This is a genomic window from Anatilimnocola aggregata, from assembly GCF_007747655.1.
Lineage (GTDB): Bacteria > Planctomycetota > Planctomycetia > Pirellulales > Pirellulaceae > Anatilimnocola > Anatilimnocola aggregata.
Map to the genome: position 1 here is coordinate 4,107,828 of NZ_CP036274.1, position 16,238 is coordinate 4,124,065.

A 16,238-nucleotide genomic window follows, 5' to 3' on the forward strand; every position below is an offset into this window, starting at 1 on the left:
TTTTGGCAAACTGGGCGCAGGAACTTACGTTTCTGCGGGCAATTTGCCGATCAGCCAATGTGCATGCTGAATTACCTTTGTCTGCAGCACTGAGATGGTTACGAGTGCTGCGATCATCGATTTCCGTCGTTTGACTAGCAGGAGAGTTTGAGTCATGACCCACGTTGTCTGCGCACCATGCTTCGGGTGCAAGTACACCGACTGCGTTATCGTGTGCCCCGTTGAGTGCTTCTACGAAGACGAGCAAATCCTCTACATTCATCCCGATGAATGCATCGATTGCGAAGCTTGCGTACCCGAATGCCCCGTGGAAGCAATTTTCCATCAGGACAACGTTCCTGAAGATCAAAAGGGCTTCATCGAGTTGAATGCCGAGAAGGCCCCGCAGTGCCCCTCGATCACTGAAAAGAAAGAGCCGCTGGGCGACCACTAGTGCGCTCTGGTTGCCGTCTTGGCTTCGCTTCTCATGAATGTGAAGCGAGCACGCGATTCAAATTTTTAAAAATGAGGGCTCCTATCGAACTGATAAGGGCCCTTTGCATTTCTTGGTCGGTCTGACTTCTCACGTCTAAAACAGCGGCGGCTTGCCCAGTTGGCGGCGAACAACGGCCCATTGGCCACAGTGCATGAGCCAGTGGCTGCCTTGCAGGCAGAGTTGCTCACCTTTGGTCGGACAGTACGGCACGCCGGTGGCGAGGCCCAGATCGCCCTCAGAGATTGCCGCCAGCGCCGCCATGGTTCCTGCCCGTTGTTCGGCCCATGCCTGCAGAAGTTCTTCTTTCGTACAGAACTGGTCTCGGTCATCGCTGGTTGCAGTGTCTTTGTGATACTTCTCGGCAAAACCCGGCGGAAGCGACGGCATGCCCCCGTTGGTGACCATATTCCCGTGATAGTTCTCCGCCAGAATAAGGTGCCCGACCTGCCAATTGATGTGGTTCACACCCGCGTGAGCCCTGCGCATGAGATCTTCGTCGGTTAGGTCGGCCAGGTAGGCCTGACACACGAAGTTTCCCATGTCGATTTGCGACTTGATAATGTCTTTGGCGTTCATCGTTGCTTTCAGGGGAGGAGTTCGACACTCGACACTTGGTTGCTTCATGCTTACCAGTCGTCAATAGCCGCTGACTGCGCCCGCTGCCACGCCAGTGATCGGCGACAGATTCAGCCGGCGGCGAACATCATCGAGCATGTCTTTGGTGCGGCTGGCTCCGCAACGTGTGGCACCAACTTCCCGCACTTTCAGCAACGTATCGACATCGCGGACAGCGCCCGCGGCCTTCACCTGCACATGGGCGGGTGAATGCTTGCGCATCAAGGCGAGGTCTTCGAGCGTAGCTCCGCCTGTGCCGTAGCCGGTCGATGTCTTCACCCAGTCGGCCTTTAGTTCGCCACAGATCTCGCACAGCTTGATTTTGTGTTCGTCCTTCAGGTAGCAGTTTTCGAAGATCACTTTGACCTTTGCCCCAGCTGCGTGGGCCGCTTCGACGACTCCGGCGATATCCTGGCGCACGTTGTCCCAAGCACCGCTCAGCACCTGACTAATGTTCACCACCATATCGAGTTCGCGTCCGCCATCGGCCAAGGCTTGCCTGGCTTCCGCGACCTTCATGGCAGAAGTGTGCCCCCCGTGCGGAAAGCCAATCGTGGTGCTGGGGACTACGGTGCTCCCTTTCAAGATCTCGGCACAGCGCTTGAGGTAGTACGGCATGATGCAGACGCTGGCACAGTCATAGGCAACTGCCAGTTGGCAACCGGCCTCGAGATCGGCAACCGTCATCGTCGGTTGCAGCAGCGAATGATCGATCATCTTGGCCAGATCGGCGTAGGTATAGTTCATGGGTTTTCAATTGGAAAAGTAGAAGTGCAGATGAGGAACAGCAACGTGCTGCGAACTCGACTGCGCTACAATACGGCTGATCGATCCCCGTTGGCAAGTGGCCCCTGTTACGGACCCGGGCGCGCCTGCGACGATCGACTCTCTACTATTGCCGCTGGACCCTTCGATTGAGAAACCAGATATGCCCGAAGAGTTGCTGCTGACGACTAGCCGCTTCAAAGTTGTCCGCGATCGATTTGTCACAAGTAGCGGGGTTACCAAGAATCGCGAGATTGTTCGCCATCCGGGCGCGGTCGTGATGGTTCCCAGATTGCCAGATGGCAGCGTTTGCCTGATTCGCAACTATCGCATTTCGGTGAATCAGACGCTGATTGAACTACCTGCGGGCACGCTCGATCCTCAAGAGACGCCGCAATCGCAGGCTGAGCGGGAGCTGATCGAAGAAACGGGCTATCGCGCCGGCACAATGAAGTTCCTGCACGCTTTCTATCTTTCGCCGGGAATTCTCGACGAACGAATGCATCTGTTTCTGGCAACCGACCTGGTCGCAGGCGAAGCGGCCCGCGAAGTGGGCGAAGAAATCACGAACCTGGTCGTACCGTGGACTGAGGCAATCGCCATGATTTTCCGCGGGGAAATTCAGGACGCCAAGACGATTGCCTCGTTATTGTACGTTGACCGGCTGGATTCGCATTAGCCAAATGGATCAACCGGAGCTGGCATGGGGGCGGCTGGCTTTGGTGCCGCGGGAGCCGGATCGCCAAATGGATCGACTGGTGCTGGAGCGCCAGGCATGGGTGCAGGAGCAGCTCCGGGATCAGCAAACGGATCGATCACTGGCCCGGCCGGCATCGGCTGAGGGGCAGCGGGATTCGCACCACCGGCCGTGGGAATTTTTGGCTTTTTCTTCGCGTCGGTGAAATAGTGAGCTTGTGGATACTTGAGATTCGTCTGCCGAATGCACTGCAGGAGGCCGGTCGTCTGGCCCAGAAAAATGCGATCTGTTTGCAGGTTCGGCATTTTCAGGGTCATGGTGGAAGTCGGCAGTGAACCGAGCAACGCACCGGAGTTGGCGTCGAGCACGATCATATTGCCAGTGACATCGGTGCAATACAGACGCTCGTCACTGCCTGAAAGGAATCCGCCAATGCCGGGCACTACCCATTTTTCGGTGGCATCGGCTACGTTGATCGCATACATGCTATGTTCGCGAGTAATGGCATAAACCATATCGCCAATGGCCACAGGCGAAATATCAATCGGTTCTCCGGTGGTGAATCGCCAGAGGACGTCGCCACGCACCTCGTCGATGCAGTAGACATAGCCGTCGAGCGAAGTGGCAAACAACTTGCCAGCTGGGCTGAAACACGGCTTAGAAACGATTCCATCCTTGGCTTCGATGCGAAACCGCATGCCGGTTTCATTCGCAAACCCAACGTACAGATGTCCTTCGTCGGTTGGCCAAGCCACGCTATTGTACGACGTGACAGGCTGGACCAGGATTCGGCCAAACGCCTTGTAAACGGCCGCGGGACGCTTGGGATCGTTGACGTTATATAGCTCGGTGGCGCCATTGATGCGCGGCACGAACACGAGATTGTCCGAAACGGCCGGGCCAGCACCAGGAGCACCGTTGATGGGGCGCGACCAGGCGAAGGTACCATCGGCCGCATTCAGCACATGTAGCGTCGAACCATTGACAACCGCCACAAACTTGTCGCTGCCCCCGGCAGCGGTCGTGGGATAACGAGTCTTACCAACAGAAGTCGACCAGCGCGTCTTGCCGGTGTTCCCGTCGATGGCATGAACCATGCCCTTTTCAGTGGTCGCGAAGAGGGTAATTTCGGGCACAATCCGTTGTTCGATTGTTGGGACCGTTGGTTCGGGCAGGCCGCGCGTCGCATATTCGAGTACGATCTGGGCCCACATTTGGTCAGCCTTCGATTTGGCTCCCGCGGGGCCGAACACGTTGCCAAAGGCATCCCGATCACGTTCCGATACAGTGTACAGCTGATTATCGAAAGTGAATTCGTAGATCGTCTGGGTCTGATTGCTGCTGACGAATTGAGTTACATCGACCACCCGATCGCGACCACGGTCGACTTCGATTGTCGTGGCCCACGCCAGCTGTAAACCCAGTGGTGCCAACGACTCAGGCCCAATCAGCCCGCGGGAAGTAATTTGTCCCCAACAGATCGATCCCTGGCCGAGAAATGCCAGTGCGAGGAGAAATGCAACCGCGAGACTTACGCAGCGTTTTGCCATGCCAGCCATCCTTCTGTCCACAATCAGAAAAGAACCGCCAGCGGTCTTCGCCGGCGATCAGCATTTGATTCTACTCACTGGACTGGACAAATTCATCTGTCAATTTCTCCGCATTCACCCTGCTGCGGATAATCGTCAGCTGCCGTAAAGTCGCCAATCAAGCAATAATCGGCAGAATCGACGCGCCCGTTTCTGGACGTTACGCCCGCCCTAAATTATCCTTGTTTGGATTGTATAGTTGCAGGAAGCCCCGCCAACGGCGATTTCCGCCGACAGCGCCCCCCCGCGAGTGGTCGATCCCCGCCTCGCATCCCGCCTTTTAACTCTCCAGGAGTTTGTCATGAAGAATTGTTTCGTTGCACTGGCGATTGCCGTCGCAGTTGCCGGTGTGGCCGCCGATACGACTGAAGCCCAGGCCTTCGGTCGCCGCGCTGCACGCCGTCAGGCCGAGTTGTATGGTTCGCTAAATGCTACCCTATCGGCCAAGATGGACCGCGACTTAGGTGCCAAAGTGGCTGCTGCCGAAGAGAAATTGGCGAAGGATTCGCAGGCCCTGGTGGCCGACGAAGCTGCCAAGTTGAGCGACCAGGTAAAAGTTGAACTCGCCAAGCTGCGCGACGACGCGAAAGCCGCCGTGGCCAAAGAAGCTAAGCGTCTGAGCGACGATACCGCTGCCAAGGTCGCCGCGCTGAAGAAGGAAGCTGCCGATCAATTCGCCAGCGAACTCAAGAGCCTCAAAGCTCAAATTCAGGCCGACTTTGTGAAGGCTCGCGAGGATAGTGCGAAGGAAATCGCCCTCGTCATCGCTCAGTTCAAAAAGGACGGTTCCAAGGCTGCCAGCGAACTGAAGGACACGCAAGTCGCACTGCAGAAGAGTCAAGTCAGTCTGCAAAAGAACGTCAGCGACGAATTGGCCAAGGCGCAAAAGACAATGGCCGACGAAGTACAGAAGGCCAAGGAAGCTTTGCAGGCTGAAATGAAGACGATGGTCGAGAGTGCCTCGAAGAAGCCGGAATCGACTCCCGAACCGAAGCCAGAAGAAAACAAGCCCGAGGAAGCAATCGCCCCCAAGCCGGTCGATAGCAAGCCGAAGGACGAAGAGAAGAAGGAAGAGTAAGCTCCTCCCTGTGATTCTCAAACTAGAAACCTTCAAACGCCCCGTCAGATTCTGGCGGGGCGTTCTTGTTGACGAGCATCAGTTATCGCGTTGATATGCAGAGAAAGTACGCGACCGCAATTCATGGCGAAGTTTCAGCTTCCATTTTCAACGTAAGTGTCCAACTCGTACCACCATTGTTGGACACCAACCTGCAGTCAAACCCGAGAATTACGCACACCACTGTCCAACTATCGACCCGATTGTTGGACACCCCCCTTTTGCGGTTTGTGTGCCAAGCTGTCACTCGAAGGTCGCTTCTTCACGACGACGCACAAATCGGCCCACAACCTTCTTCACGACTTGCTTTCCCTCCGCACACACGTCGTTTAAGATGGCCGGTTCAGGAACCTCCCTTCCCGCCCGGTTAATGGGCGCTTGTTGACCGCTATCGGAGCAAAACTCACCATGTCCAAACGTAATCGTCGTCAGTTTCTCGAAGATTCCATGTTCGCCACTGCAGCTGCCGTGGCAGCCAGTTCCAGCGGTCAGCTGTTCGCCCAGGAAGAAGACAAACAAAGCAGCAGCCCGAATGAACGACTGAATGTCGTCGTCGTCGGTGTGAACGGTCGCGGTGGTTCGCACATCGGTGCGTTCGCCGGCCGCAAAGACACTAAGATCACGCACGTCTGCGATGTCGACCGCGATATCGGCGGCAAGCGCGCCATCGAAATCGGCAAGCGGCAAAATGGTTTCGAGCCCAAGATGCTCGAAGACCTGCGCAAGGTGCTCGAAGACAAAGACATCAACATTGTCAGCATCGCCACGCCCAATCACACTCACTCGATCCTGGCCATTTGGGCCATGCTCGCGGGCAAAGATGTGTACGTCGAAAAGCCCGTCAGCCATAACGTGGCGGAAGGACGCCGCGCAGTCCAAGTCGCCCGCAAGCACGGCAAGATTTGCCAGACGGGCACCCAAAGCCGCAGCAATCCCGGCATGCGCGATGCCATCGCCTTCATTCACGCCGGCAAGATTGGCGATGTGAAGCTTGCTCGTGGTCTCTGCTACAAGCCCCGCGGTTCGATAGGTCCAAAAGGCGAATACAAGGTTCCCGCCAACGTCAATTACGACCTGTGGTGTGGTCCTTCGCAGATGCTGCCGCTGACTCGACCGAAGTTCCATTACGACTGGCACTGGCAGTGGGAATGGGGCAATGGCGATCTCGGCAACCAAGGCATTCACCAGATGGACATCGCCCGCTGGGGCCTCGGTGTCGATCAATTGAGCGACAAGGTCATCAGCTATGGTGGCCGCTTGGGCTACGAAGATGCTGGTGAAACTGCCAACACGCAAGTCATCATGCACGAATTCGGCGACAAGACGCTGACATTCGAAGTCCGCGGCCTGAAGACCGGCGCCTACAAGGACGCTAAGGTCGGCGTGATCTTCGAGGGCTCGGAAGGCTACGTCGTGCTCCCCAGCTACAACGGCGGCGCTGCGTTCGATAAGGAAGGGAACAAGATCGCGGAGTTCAAGGGTGGCGACGACAAGAACCATTTCGAGAACTTCCTAAAGGGTGTCCGCTCGCGTAAGTCGGAAGACCTGAACGCCGATATCTCGGAAGGTCACCTCTCCAGCGCTCTCTGCCACACCGGCAATATTTCCTATCGCCTGGGCGAAACCGCCCCGATCGCGTCGCTGACCGCCAAGCTCGACGGCCTAAAGACGAACGACAGGTCGAAGGAAACGCTGGAACGAACCGTTGCCCACCTCAAGGACAACGGTGTCGATCTTGAGAAGACTCCGCTCGCCATTGGCCCACTCCTGACGATGGACCCCAAGAGCGAAACGTTCCCTGGCAACGAAGCCGCCAACAAGCAACTGTCGCGCGAGAACCGCAAGCCTTTCGTCATTCCTTCGGAAACCGAAATCTAAAGCGCACTTACTACTCCCCTCGCCTCGGTACTCCGGGGTGAGGGGCTTACTGCCAATTGACTTTGTTCGGCTTTGAGGCTATCCACCTGCCCGGTCAATCTTGACCGGGCTTATTTTTTATCCCGACGAGCAGGGCGGAAATGAGAACCGAAGCACGCGATGCCGATGAGCAGCGAGTCCTCGACGACATCGCACAGCACGGCTGGCATATCGTCGGTATCGAGGAGGATTCCGAGGGACCGGGATTCGCTTACTCCGTGGGAATGTTCCACACCCTGAAGCATCCTGAGATCATCTTGTTTGGTTTGAGCGACGTCGCCACGATGGCGCAGATCATTAACTCTATCGGCGACGAAATCAGAAACGGAGCAAGCTTCCAAGATTGGTATGAGAGCGATCAGATTCTGGAAGGTTACTCGTGCATTTTTCGAACTGTGCCCGCTGCGGCCTATTCCGAATATCTCGGCTATGGGCGGTGGTTCTACCAAACGGCCTCATTTCCAGTTCTGCAGTGCATTTGGCCGGACAACAACCATCGGTATCCTTGGCAGGCCGACTTCCCTTCCGCCTTGCGTGAACGGTAGCCAATTCTCGCGGCGAGTGATGCGTGGCGATTTCACGAAGGGAAGAACCGAGCTGTATTCACGACCAAGCAAGTCTTGGATGGCACGCAGCCGATCTTGCGAGTGAGTCACGATGCGGATGGGGACTGGCAGTTCCTTTGCGGCACTACGACTGAGTCCGCTGACGGCCGAATTGTGAGCCTGGGAAACATCGTCGGACTTCATCCCACTCTCGCCGAACTCGGTGACCTCCCTGCAGGTTGGCAGGCTGAACGAGTATCCGCAGACTCACCTTGGAAACGTTCCCTTATCCTGTAGGGACCTTGAGCTATAGCGAATATTCGCAATGCGGCTGTCGATCGACTAATCTATTCGTCCGTTCCTCTGTTCAACTTTCTTTCCCGCCGCACGACCATGAACATCACTCGCACCCGCTTTTTCTCGCTCCTGCTCATTATCCTCCTGGTGGCTCCCGCGCTCGCGCAGGAAAAAGCCAAACCCGCACCGAATAAGGCTACTGCCAAAAAGACTGTCCGCGTCATGACCATCGGCAACAGCTTCTCGCAGGACGCTACTTTCTATCTGGACGAACTGGCAGCTGCGGATGGCAACGAACTGATCCTCAAGACGGCGAACATCGGCGGCAGCCCGCTCGAACTCCATTGGAACAAGGCTCAGTTGCACGAGAAGGATCCAGCGGACAAAAACGGCATCTACACCTCCGGCCGCGGGCTGAAGGAAATCCTCGCCGATGGTCCCCACGATTTTGTCACCATTCAACAGCGGAGTATGTCGAGCCACGATATCGCGACGTATCGCCCGTATGCTCAGCAGTTGCAGGAGTACGTCAAAAAGCATGCGCCGAGCGCTGAACTGATCGTTCACGAAACCTGGGCTTATCGCGTGGACGACCCCCGCTTCAATGTCGCCAAGCCCCAGGAGGGCGAACCCAAGACCCAGCGCGAAATGTACGACATGCTGGCGAAGTCGTATCGCACCATTGCCAAGGAACTTGGTGTGCGGCTGATTCCGGTTGGCGATGCCTTCATCGCTGCTGACACCGATCCCAAATGGGGCTACAAGGTCGATGCCAAGTTCGACGCCAAGCAAGCGAAGTCCCCTGCCCTGCCAGATCAAACCCATTCGTTGCACGTTGGCCGCAAGTGGTCCACCAGCAAAGACAGTAAGACGCCGTCGCTAAGTATGGATGGCCATCACGCCAGTGTTGCTGGTCGCTATCTCGGCGCGTGCATCTGGTACGAAGTCCTCTTCAACACCAGTTGTGTCGGCAATAAGTTCACCGCCGGCCTCGACGGCGACTACGCCCGCTATTTGCAGGAAACAGCCCACGCAACCGTGATGAAAGAGAAGTAACCGCAGTCGGAAGGTTCATTTGCGAGGCAACACGTGACCTAAGCCGCCGTCGATTCCGATTACCTGCCCCGTCACCCAATTGTTCTCCGCGGCGAGCAACCACTCCACCAGCGATGCCACTTGCTCGGGTTCGCCTAGGCGACCGAGCGCGTGCATTGCCATTGATGCAGTCGCCGCTGCCGGGTTCTCCCACAGGCGGCGAGTTAGTTCGGTGCGCACGAGACCAGGACTAACGACGTTGACGCGCACGTTTGCCGGCGCATAAGTGGCCGCCGCCGAACGAGCCAGCCCAATGATGCCCGCTTTGGCCGCAGCGATTGCTTCGTGATTCGCAATACCGATTTCGGCCGCTGCCGAGGCAAACAGAACGATCGTTCCGCCATGTTCACGGAGAAACTTTGCCCCTGCCCGCACGGTGGCAAAGGCGGTAAACAGGTTGGTTTCGATCACTCGGCGGAATTCATCGTCACTGGTGGCATGAGCCGGCTTGAGCAGCACAGAGCCGATGCAGTTCACCAGTCCATCGTACGGTCCGTGCGATTCCGCAGCTTGACTCAGCGCACCTTCCAAGTTCTCTGAACTACTCAAGTCGACGGCAACAAACGGTTGGCTCAACTCACTACTGAGCGCTTGCAGTTTCTCGACGCTCCGCCCCACTAGGAGCACGTTCCGACCGTGACCCACTAAACGCCGCGCTAATGCGGTGCCGATGGTGCCAGAGGCCCCCAGGATTGCGACTCGTTGCATGTGACCTAGCTTTTCAGAATGAAATGGGAATGCCAGTTCATCTTAGGCACAGGTCAACTGGGTTCGTCACTGCACAAAGCGTTCCGGCCTACTTCGCGGAACTGAGTTCTTTGATCCGCAGGTTGCGATACTCAACGTCGGTGCCGTGGTTCTGCAGGCCGATGAAACCAACTCTGGGGCGTGTTTTCAGTTCTTCGAGTTTCGACATATCCCCTTCGGTAATCTTCTTGCCATTCAGCACGACGGTGATCAGGTCACCGCGGCAAGTGATTTCGTACGCGTTCCATTTGCCTGCGCCGGCGAACTCGCTTTGGTCGGCGGCGACAGCGCCGTAGATCGAACCGCTGTATTGCCAGGGCTTGAGCTTGCCCATGTAAATCGGTCCGCGGTCATCGAGAACCTGAATCTCGATTCCCTGTATCCAAGGCCTCTCACCTTCCTTGAGTTCCGGCACGCGAATGAAGATACCGCTGTTGCCGTTCTCGGGGACTCGCCACTCCAGCTTGAGGACATAATCGCCATATTGCTTCTCGGTCGCGAGCCACGAGTTTCCCGCCTTCGCGGTCAGCACACCATTGACGACCGTCCATTCATCCGGTTTCGAATTCTTCTCGGCCATCACCTTCCAGCCAGCGAGCGACTTGCCGTCGAAGAGTGGTGTGAAACCTTCCTCCGCGGTGGCCAGGGAAGCACACATGAAGCAAAATGAGAACGTCAAGCAAGCCAGGCGAGTGAGCATGGAGAATCTCCAGAGGATGGATTTTGGAGTGAGAGTACATTCGAGATAGACTATAGAGGCAGCACTCTTCTCCAAGCAATCTACTCACTTCAATTCGCAACAGCTCGTGGAGTTGCCCCTATGTCGACTTCCGCACGAACTTCAATCAACGAGAAAACGCAGTTCAGTCTTCGTTCGCTGCTGTGCACGATGGTGACTGTGAGCATGGTGTTTGCGTACGTGCGGCTGTTCGGCACCGAAGGGGCAAATTTGACGGTGCTCATGGTTGCGTCAGCCGTGTGCGGCAGTGTGCTTGGGATCGGGTCGGGGCGAGCGATGGAAACGCTGATGTGGACGTTTGTCGGCGGCAGCTTGGCTCTCTGCTGCGTGCTGTCGGCCGACAATCACGTGAGCATGCCTCAAAAATATTACTGGGTTGAAGTGGGCGTGTTTGGCGGCGCTTATGCGGGCTACATTGCGCCTGGCGCTTGGAAGTGGCGCATCATCGGCGTGCTAACGATCTGGTTAAAGTTTGCACTCGTCAGCTTGCTCGGCGCGATTGGCCCCCTCGCCTATTTTGACGAGTGGAACGCGCTGTTCGATGCCCTGCTGACGTTGCCGGTTCTGCTCGGGCTGACGGTCTTGGTCGAAGCGATCTATTGGCTGCAGCGGCGACATCACATCGCCCTTGATGTGTGGGCGGCTGGAATCGTCTTTGCCGTGATTGCCGGGAACTTCGGCGCGGTCGTGGTGTGGAACCTCTGGTATGCCTGAGAGATACCGGAGCAGCCGAAACAGTTAACGCTGCGTCGCGCCGGGAGCACCAGGCTGAGTTGCGAGCGTGCCGGCCGCTTCGCCGTCATAGATGGTCCAGACGACCGTTTTCTTACGCAGCGTCTCGATGCACTCCTTGTAAGCCACTTCGCGCCGCTGCTGATTGATCAGTTCCTTAATCTTCACTTGGGCATCGGTGAAGGGAATGAAACCGGCCTGCTGCCTGTCGGTAACGCGGACAATGTGAAAGCTCTTTTCGTCGGCGAGGATTTCACTCAGGGCGTTCATTTCGAGCGAGAAGATGGCACGGTCGACGACTTCGGACGCGAGGCTCTTCTCGGTTGTCCAGTCATAAGCGCCGCCTTTCGAGGCATTCGGCTCTTGCGAACCCTTGCGGGCGACAGCGGCGAACGGAGTGCCGTAATAGATCTCATTTCCCATCTGAGCAATCGCGGCATACGCGGCCTGCTTGTTGGGAAAGCTATCGTACCGAACCGAGATGATTTCGAACTTGGCTCGAGCTTTCACCGCGAAGTCGTCGGCGTGGTCGCGATAGTAGTTGAGCATCTCCAAGTGCGAGACCTCGGTCTTCACTTTAAGCTTTTCGGATAGGTTCGAGCGACCCAGGTTGAAGTCGGCAAACTGCCGTTGTTGCTTTTCGAGCGACGAGCCGTAACGCCGCAGAACTTGATCGAGATCGGCAAGTGTTTCGATCTGATGCTCTTTCATCAGGATGGCGAGGCGCGGCAAGATTGGGTCGCGCTTGGCCATGTCCTGAATCTCTTCCGGCGTTGACGTTAGAACCTTTTCGCGAGTCGAGAGGAGTTGCTTCTCGAAATTATCGCGCATCTTTTTGGCGATTTCCTGGCGAATTTCGTTCATCTTGTCTTTGGCCTTGGCTTCGATCTCACGTTCGAAGTCGAGGTACAAGATTTTCGTTTCGACCATCTGCCGCACCACTTGCTGCGTCAGTCGCGGACGGACAGATTCCAGCTCTTGCCGCTCGGCATCCGTACGAATCTTGGCCAACACCGGGGCCAGCATTTGATTCACGGTCGGCTCTACGTCGCCATACAAAATGTATTGATTGCCAACCGTGGCCACGATCTGGCTCGGCTGATAGAGGGCTGCACCTTCGGGCAGCTTGGCGTTCGGCGAACTCGCCAGCGGGTCGTATCCGGGAATCACTAGCGACACGGCATCGGGGCGCTTCACACCTGCTGGAGGTGCGGCGGCCTGCGGTGGCGCAGTTTGGGGAGGCACTGCTTGTGGCAGCGGCGGATTGAACTGTTGAGGTGCGAATTGCGGATTCGGTTGGAACCCGACTGGTGGCTGCATCGCAGGTTGCGCTTGAGGGGCAGCAGGCTGCGCCGGTTGTTGAAGATTTGGATCGGGCGCGAAGCGAAAGCCCGTATTTCCCCCCGGCACAGGAGGCTGAGCATAGGGATCGGGCCGTGGGCCAGGCTGAAATTGCCAGGCTTGCGCGGAACGCACGAAGTGCGCCGCTATCAGCATCGTCAGCAGGAGCTGCTGCAATTTCACGCCGGTGCCTTCCCTGGCAAATGTGTGCGAACGATTTCGCCGCAGCGAGACCGAAAAACAGGCGGGGAACTAATATCAGTTCACTTGATCGGTCGCAACACCGATTTCACCCAAGAAAATATCTGGTCCGGTTCAGTAACGTTTGCTGGCAAAGGCAGATACGCCGATTTGTCGTCCACAATTCGCAATTTGCCGGGGTTTTGCCGTGCCAACTGATCGAGGCGGCTCCGGTCGCGGTAGTGGAAGACGACGAACTTGTCCTCGCGAAAAATCGCCGAGATGAACCAGAGCGTGGCATCCATTTTCAGTTCGACGAGTGCCAGCAGTCGCTCGACTTGCCGCGGAATCGGGCCGAAGCGGTCAATCAATTCCGCGCGAATGTCATCGAGTTCCTGGAAGGCGTTGATCCGCGTTAGGCGGCGATAGAGATCGATTTTCAGCCGCAAATCGGGAACGTAATTGTCCGGCAGTAACGCTTCGCCGGGCAGGTTGATATCCACTTCCAACTTCAGCCGCGGCGTGGAGTTCTGCAGGGCCCGAACTGCATTCTCCAGCAGCTGGCAATAAAGCTCGTAGCCAACGGTGGCAATGTGCCCGCTCTGTTGGGTGCCAAGCAGGTTGCCAGCACCGCGAATTTCGAGATCGCGCATCGAAATGGCAAAGCCGGCGCCCATCTCGCTGAACTCTTCGATGGCGCGCAGCCGGCGCGAGGCATTGGGCGTGATGTGACGATTGGGGTCGGTCAGCAAATAGCAGTACGCGCGATGTTTGTACCGTCCGACTCGACCACGCAACTGATGCAGATCGGCGAGACCGTAGCGGTCTGCTTCGTCGATGAAGATGGTGTTCGCATTCGGGATGTCGAGTCCACTTTCGACAATGGTGGTCGCCACCAGAATGTCGAACTTGTGGGCCACAAAGTCGATCATCACTTGTTCGAGCTCATCGTCGGCCATTTGCGCGTGGCCAATCCGAATCCTGGCCTCGGGAACCAGTTGATTGATCCGCTTGGCGACCTGCTCGATATCGTTGACGCGATTATGCACGAAGTAAATCTGGCCTTCGCGCCCCAACTCGCGGTTGATGGCATGGCGAATAAGATCGTTATCCCAACGGGTAACGCGCGTTTCGACGGCAACACGATCTTCGGGGGGCGATTCGAGATTTGAAATGTCACGCACGCCGACCAGCGACATGTGCAGCGTTCGCGGAATCGGCGTCGCCGAGAGAGTCAGCACGTCCACCGTCGCGCGCAGCAACTTCAGCCGCTCTTTCACATCGACGCCGAACCGCTGCTCTTCATCGATGACGACCAGTCCCAGGTTATGGAACTCGATATCTTGGGAGGCAATGCGATGGGTGCCAATGACGATATCGACTCTGCCCGACTTGATTCCCGCCACCGTCTCGCGAGTTTGCTGCGGTGTGCTAAAGCGGCTGAGCTTGCCGATATCGAAGGGAAACTCGGCCATCCGCTCGCAAAAACTGTTGTAGTGCTGCTCGCACAGGATTGTCGTTGGCACGAGAACGGCGACCTGATAGCCGTTGTCGACTGCTTTGAATGCTGCCCGCATCGCGACTTCGGTCTTGCCAAAGCCGACGTCGCCGCACAACAGCCGATCCATCGGCCGCGGCTTCGTCATATCGGACTTGATCGCGCGAATGGCTGAAAGCTGATCGACGGTTTCGCTGTACGGGAAGGACGAATCAAACTCGCGCTGCCAGTCGCTATCGACGGTGAACGCAATGCCCGGGCGGCTGCTGCGCATGGCCTGCACTTCGAGCATTTCGACAGCCAGGTCGCGAACGGCACTCTCCGCGGCTTCCTTCTGTTTGATCCAAGTTTTGCCACCGATTTTGGCTAGCGTCGGGCGGGTCTTCGTTCCGCCAACATACTTTTGCACCAAATCGATTTTGATCGCCGGAACGTAGATCCGCGTGCCACCATCGAACTCCAACTCCAGGTGTTCTTCGGCCTGTCCGTTCTTGCTGATCTGCTTCAGCCCGCGATAGCGACCGATGCCGTGCGCCAGGTGAACGACCAGATCACCATCGCGCAAATCGAGAAAACTGTCGATCGCCTTGCCGAGATGTCGCCGCGGAATGCGCCGCAGTTCGCCGCGATGAAACAATTCGCCGCCGGTAATAATCAGCATCTGGTCGCGCGGCAGCCGAAATCCTTCGCGCAAACTGCCGATCACAAAATGCAGCCGGCCCGTCGCCATCAGTTTCGTTTCGCGCAGAAGTTCGCGCAGCCGTTCGGTCTCGGCATCGGTGGCGACAATCAAATAGACGCTGTGATCGACGGCCACATGGTCAAGTTCATCGCGCACGCGTTGCAGTTCGCCGCTGAAGCGTTCGACTGACTCAATGGGCAGATGGCAGTGGGCACCATAAGTGCCGCCCGACAGATGGGCCGCGGTGGCGACACCCAGCCGACTGCAACTGGCCAGGACTGCCGTCACCGAATGAAATTCAGCGGGCTTGTCGGTTCGCTGCAGGATGTTTTTACCTTCGTCGGCCAATTGCTGCGGCTCAATCAGCATCGCCCAGGCATTCGCGGGCAAATAGTCCGCCAGATGCGCGCTTGGGGGCTCTGTCTTGGGCAATACCGTGACTTCGATCTGGTCGAGGATTTCCAAGCTGCGCTGGGTGGAGACATCGAACGAACGGAGCGACTCAATTTCGTCGTCGAACAACTCCAGCCGCACAGGCTCCAGCCAATCGGGCGCGAAGATATCGAGAATGCCGCCGCGATGGGAAAATTCGCCGGGCAGTTCGACCGCGCTCGTCGCGTGAAAGCCACTTTCGACGAACCAGCGCAGCAGTGCATCGATATTCAGTCGTTCGCCGCGGCGGATCGTCCGCGTCGCCTTACGCAATTGCTCGGCACTGGGCACGGGCTGCATCAGGGCGGCAATACTGCCGACCACAACCGGTGCAGAGCCGGCGGGCGAACCAAGAGCCAGTTGTTTTAGGAGGCGAATCCGCTTGCCGTAGGTTTCGTCGCGAATGCCGCGGTCTTCGGGCAGCGTAGTCCACGCGGGAAAGCTGACTGCCTGCATCGTGCCGAAGAGCGGCAAATCGGCCACGAGATCGTCCGCTTCACGCTCATGTGCAGTGACAATGAGCACGGGACGTTGCCCTGCTCTGGCGAGTGCGGCCGCCAGCAGCGCGCAGCTTGAGCCCCAGACTCCGTCGAACGTCGCGGGTTGGCCGGTTGCCAACGCTGCGGTCGCCGCGGCGAAGCCTTCATAACGCATCAGCGAATCGGGCAGCAGCCGAAGGCTCTCGGCAGCTGTCTCTGTGGCGGGCAATGTTGCCGTCATGGCACCACCATTCTAGCGCAGTGGGCAAATCCAGCCAACGGCGGTTCGCAGCTCG

General features: G+C 57.3%; 14 protein-coding genes. 7 read left to right on the forward strand and 7 right to left on the reverse strand.

Translation table 11 applies throughout. From position 1 onward, the window contains the following. Nucleotides 1-154 precede the first annotated feature (154 nt). Nucleotides 155-433 (forward strand): ferredoxin family protein, encoded by a 279-nt coding sequence (locus ETAA8_RS15585; protein WP_145089963.1) that lies wholly within the window; start codon nucleotides 155-157, stop codon nucleotides 431-433. A gap of 135 nt (nucleotides 434-568) precedes the next feature. Here the strand turns inward: ETAA8_RS15585 and ETAA8_RS15590 are convergent, their stop codons facing one another. Further along, nucleotides 569-1,051 (reverse strand): DinB family protein, encoded by a 483-nt coding sequence (locus tag ETAA8_RS15590; RefSeq protein ID WP_202921861.1) that lies wholly within the window; start codon nucleotides 1,049-1,051, stop codon nucleotides 569-571. 60 nt (nucleotides 1,052-1,111) lie between these two features. Then, a complete protein-coding gene (gene deoC, locus ETAA8_RS15595; protein WP_145089969.1) occupies nucleotides 1,112-1,837 on the reverse strand; it encodes a deoxyribose-phosphate aldolase in 726 nt (241 codons plus the stop codon). A gap of 181 nt (nucleotides 1,838-2,018) precedes the next feature. Between deoC and ETAA8_RS15600 the strand changes: the two genes are divergently transcribed. Beyond that, nucleotides 2,019-2,534, forward strand: coding sequence for an NUDIX hydrolase (locus tag ETAA8_RS15600; protein WP_145089972.1), 516 nt, complete (start codon nucleotides 2,019-2,021; stop codon nucleotides 2,532-2,534). On the opposite strand, the gene ETAA8_RS15605 is transcribed toward ETAA8_RS15600, so the two are convergent. Further along, nucleotides 2,531-4,102: an outer membrane protein assembly factor BamB family protein gene (locus ETAA8_RS15605; protein ID WP_202921862.1), complete on the reverse strand. Its 1,572-nt coding sequence runs from the start codon at nucleotides 4,100-4,102 to the stop codon at nucleotides 2,531-2,533. The genes ETAA8_RS15600 and ETAA8_RS15605 overlap by 4 nt on opposite strands. 340 nt (nucleotides 4,103-4,442) lie before the next feature. Here ETAA8_RS15605 and ETAA8_RS15610 point away from each other — a divergent pair, with 340 nt between their 5' ends. The 4 genes from ETAA8_RS15610 to ETAA8_RS15625 all read left to right on the forward strand — a co-directional run bounded on the left by ETAA8_RS15610 (nucleotide 4,443) and on the right by ETAA8_RS15625 (nucleotide 9,073). Further along, nucleotides 4,443-5,219 carry a hypothetical protein gene (locus ETAA8_RS15610; RefSeq protein ID WP_145089978.1) on the forward strand — a complete coding sequence of 259 codons (777 nt, stop codon included), beginning with the start codon at nucleotides 4,443-4,445 and terminating at the stop codon, nucleotides 5,217-5,219. Between the two features lie 447 nt (nucleotides 5,220-5,666). Further along, complete coding sequence (locus tag ETAA8_RS15615) at nucleotides 5,667-7,136, forward strand: Gfo/Idh/MocA family protein (RefSeq protein WP_145089981.1); 1,470 nt, start codon at nucleotides 5,667-5,669, stop codon at nucleotides 7,134-7,136. 140 nt (nucleotides 7,137-7,276) lie between these two features. Continuing rightward, nucleotides 7,277-7,720, forward strand: a complete 444-nt coding sequence (locus tag ETAA8_RS15620) for a DUF4262 domain-containing protein (protein ID WP_145089984.1) — start codon at nucleotides 7,277-7,279, stop codon at nucleotides 7,718-7,720. Nucleotides 7,721-8,113: 393 nt separating this feature from the next. Next, complete coding sequence (locus ETAA8_RS15625; RefSeq protein ID WP_145089987.1) at nucleotides 8,114-9,073, forward strand: DUF4886 domain-containing protein; 960 nt, start codon at nucleotides 8,114-8,116, stop codon at nucleotides 9,071-9,073. 15 nt (nucleotides 9,074-9,088) lie between these two features. Here the strand turns inward: ETAA8_RS15625 and ETAA8_RS15630 are convergent, their stop codons facing one another. Both ETAA8_RS15630 and ETAA8_RS15635 read right to left on the reverse strand, forming a co-directional pair. Continuing rightward, the gene (locus ETAA8_RS15630; protein ID WP_145089990.1) at nucleotides 9,089-9,820 is read right to left on the reverse strand and encodes an SDR family NAD(P)-dependent oxidoreductase; all 732 of its coding nucleotides are present in this window, start codon (nucleotides 9,818-9,820) and stop codon (nucleotides 9,089-9,091) included. Between the two features lie 88 nt (nucleotides 9,821-9,908). After that, complete coding sequence (locus ETAA8_RS15635; protein WP_145089993.1) at nucleotides 9,909-10,559, reverse strand: 3-keto-disaccharide hydrolase; 651 nt, start codon at nucleotides 10,557-10,559, stop codon at nucleotides 9,909-9,911. Nucleotides 10,560-10,679: 120 nt separating this feature from the next. On the opposite strand from ETAA8_RS15635, the gene ETAA8_RS15640 reads away from it, so the two are divergent. Next, nucleotides 10,680-11,312 carry a hypothetical protein gene (locus tag ETAA8_RS15640; protein WP_145089997.1) on the forward strand — a complete coding sequence of 211 codons (633 nt, stop codon included), beginning with the start codon at nucleotides 10,680-10,682 and terminating at the stop codon, nucleotides 11,310-11,312. A gap of 24 nt (nucleotides 11,313-11,336) precedes the next feature. On the opposite strand, the gene ETAA8_RS15645 is transcribed toward ETAA8_RS15640, so the two are convergent. Together ETAA8_RS15645 and mfd are read right to left on the reverse strand one after the other, a co-directional pair. Then, complete coding sequence (locus ETAA8_RS15645; RefSeq protein ID WP_145090000.1) at nucleotides 11,337-12,854, reverse strand: peptidylprolyl isomerase; 1,518 nt, start codon at nucleotides 12,852-12,854, stop codon at nucleotides 11,337-11,339. An 80-nt stretch (nucleotides 12,855-12,934) separates the two neighbouring features. Beyond that, a complete protein-coding gene (mfd, locus tag ETAA8_RS15650; protein ID WP_145090003.1) occupies nucleotides 12,935-16,183 on the reverse strand; it encodes a transcription-repair coupling factor in 3,249 nt (1,082 codons plus the stop codon). Nucleotides 16,184-16,238 lie beyond the last annotated feature (55 nt).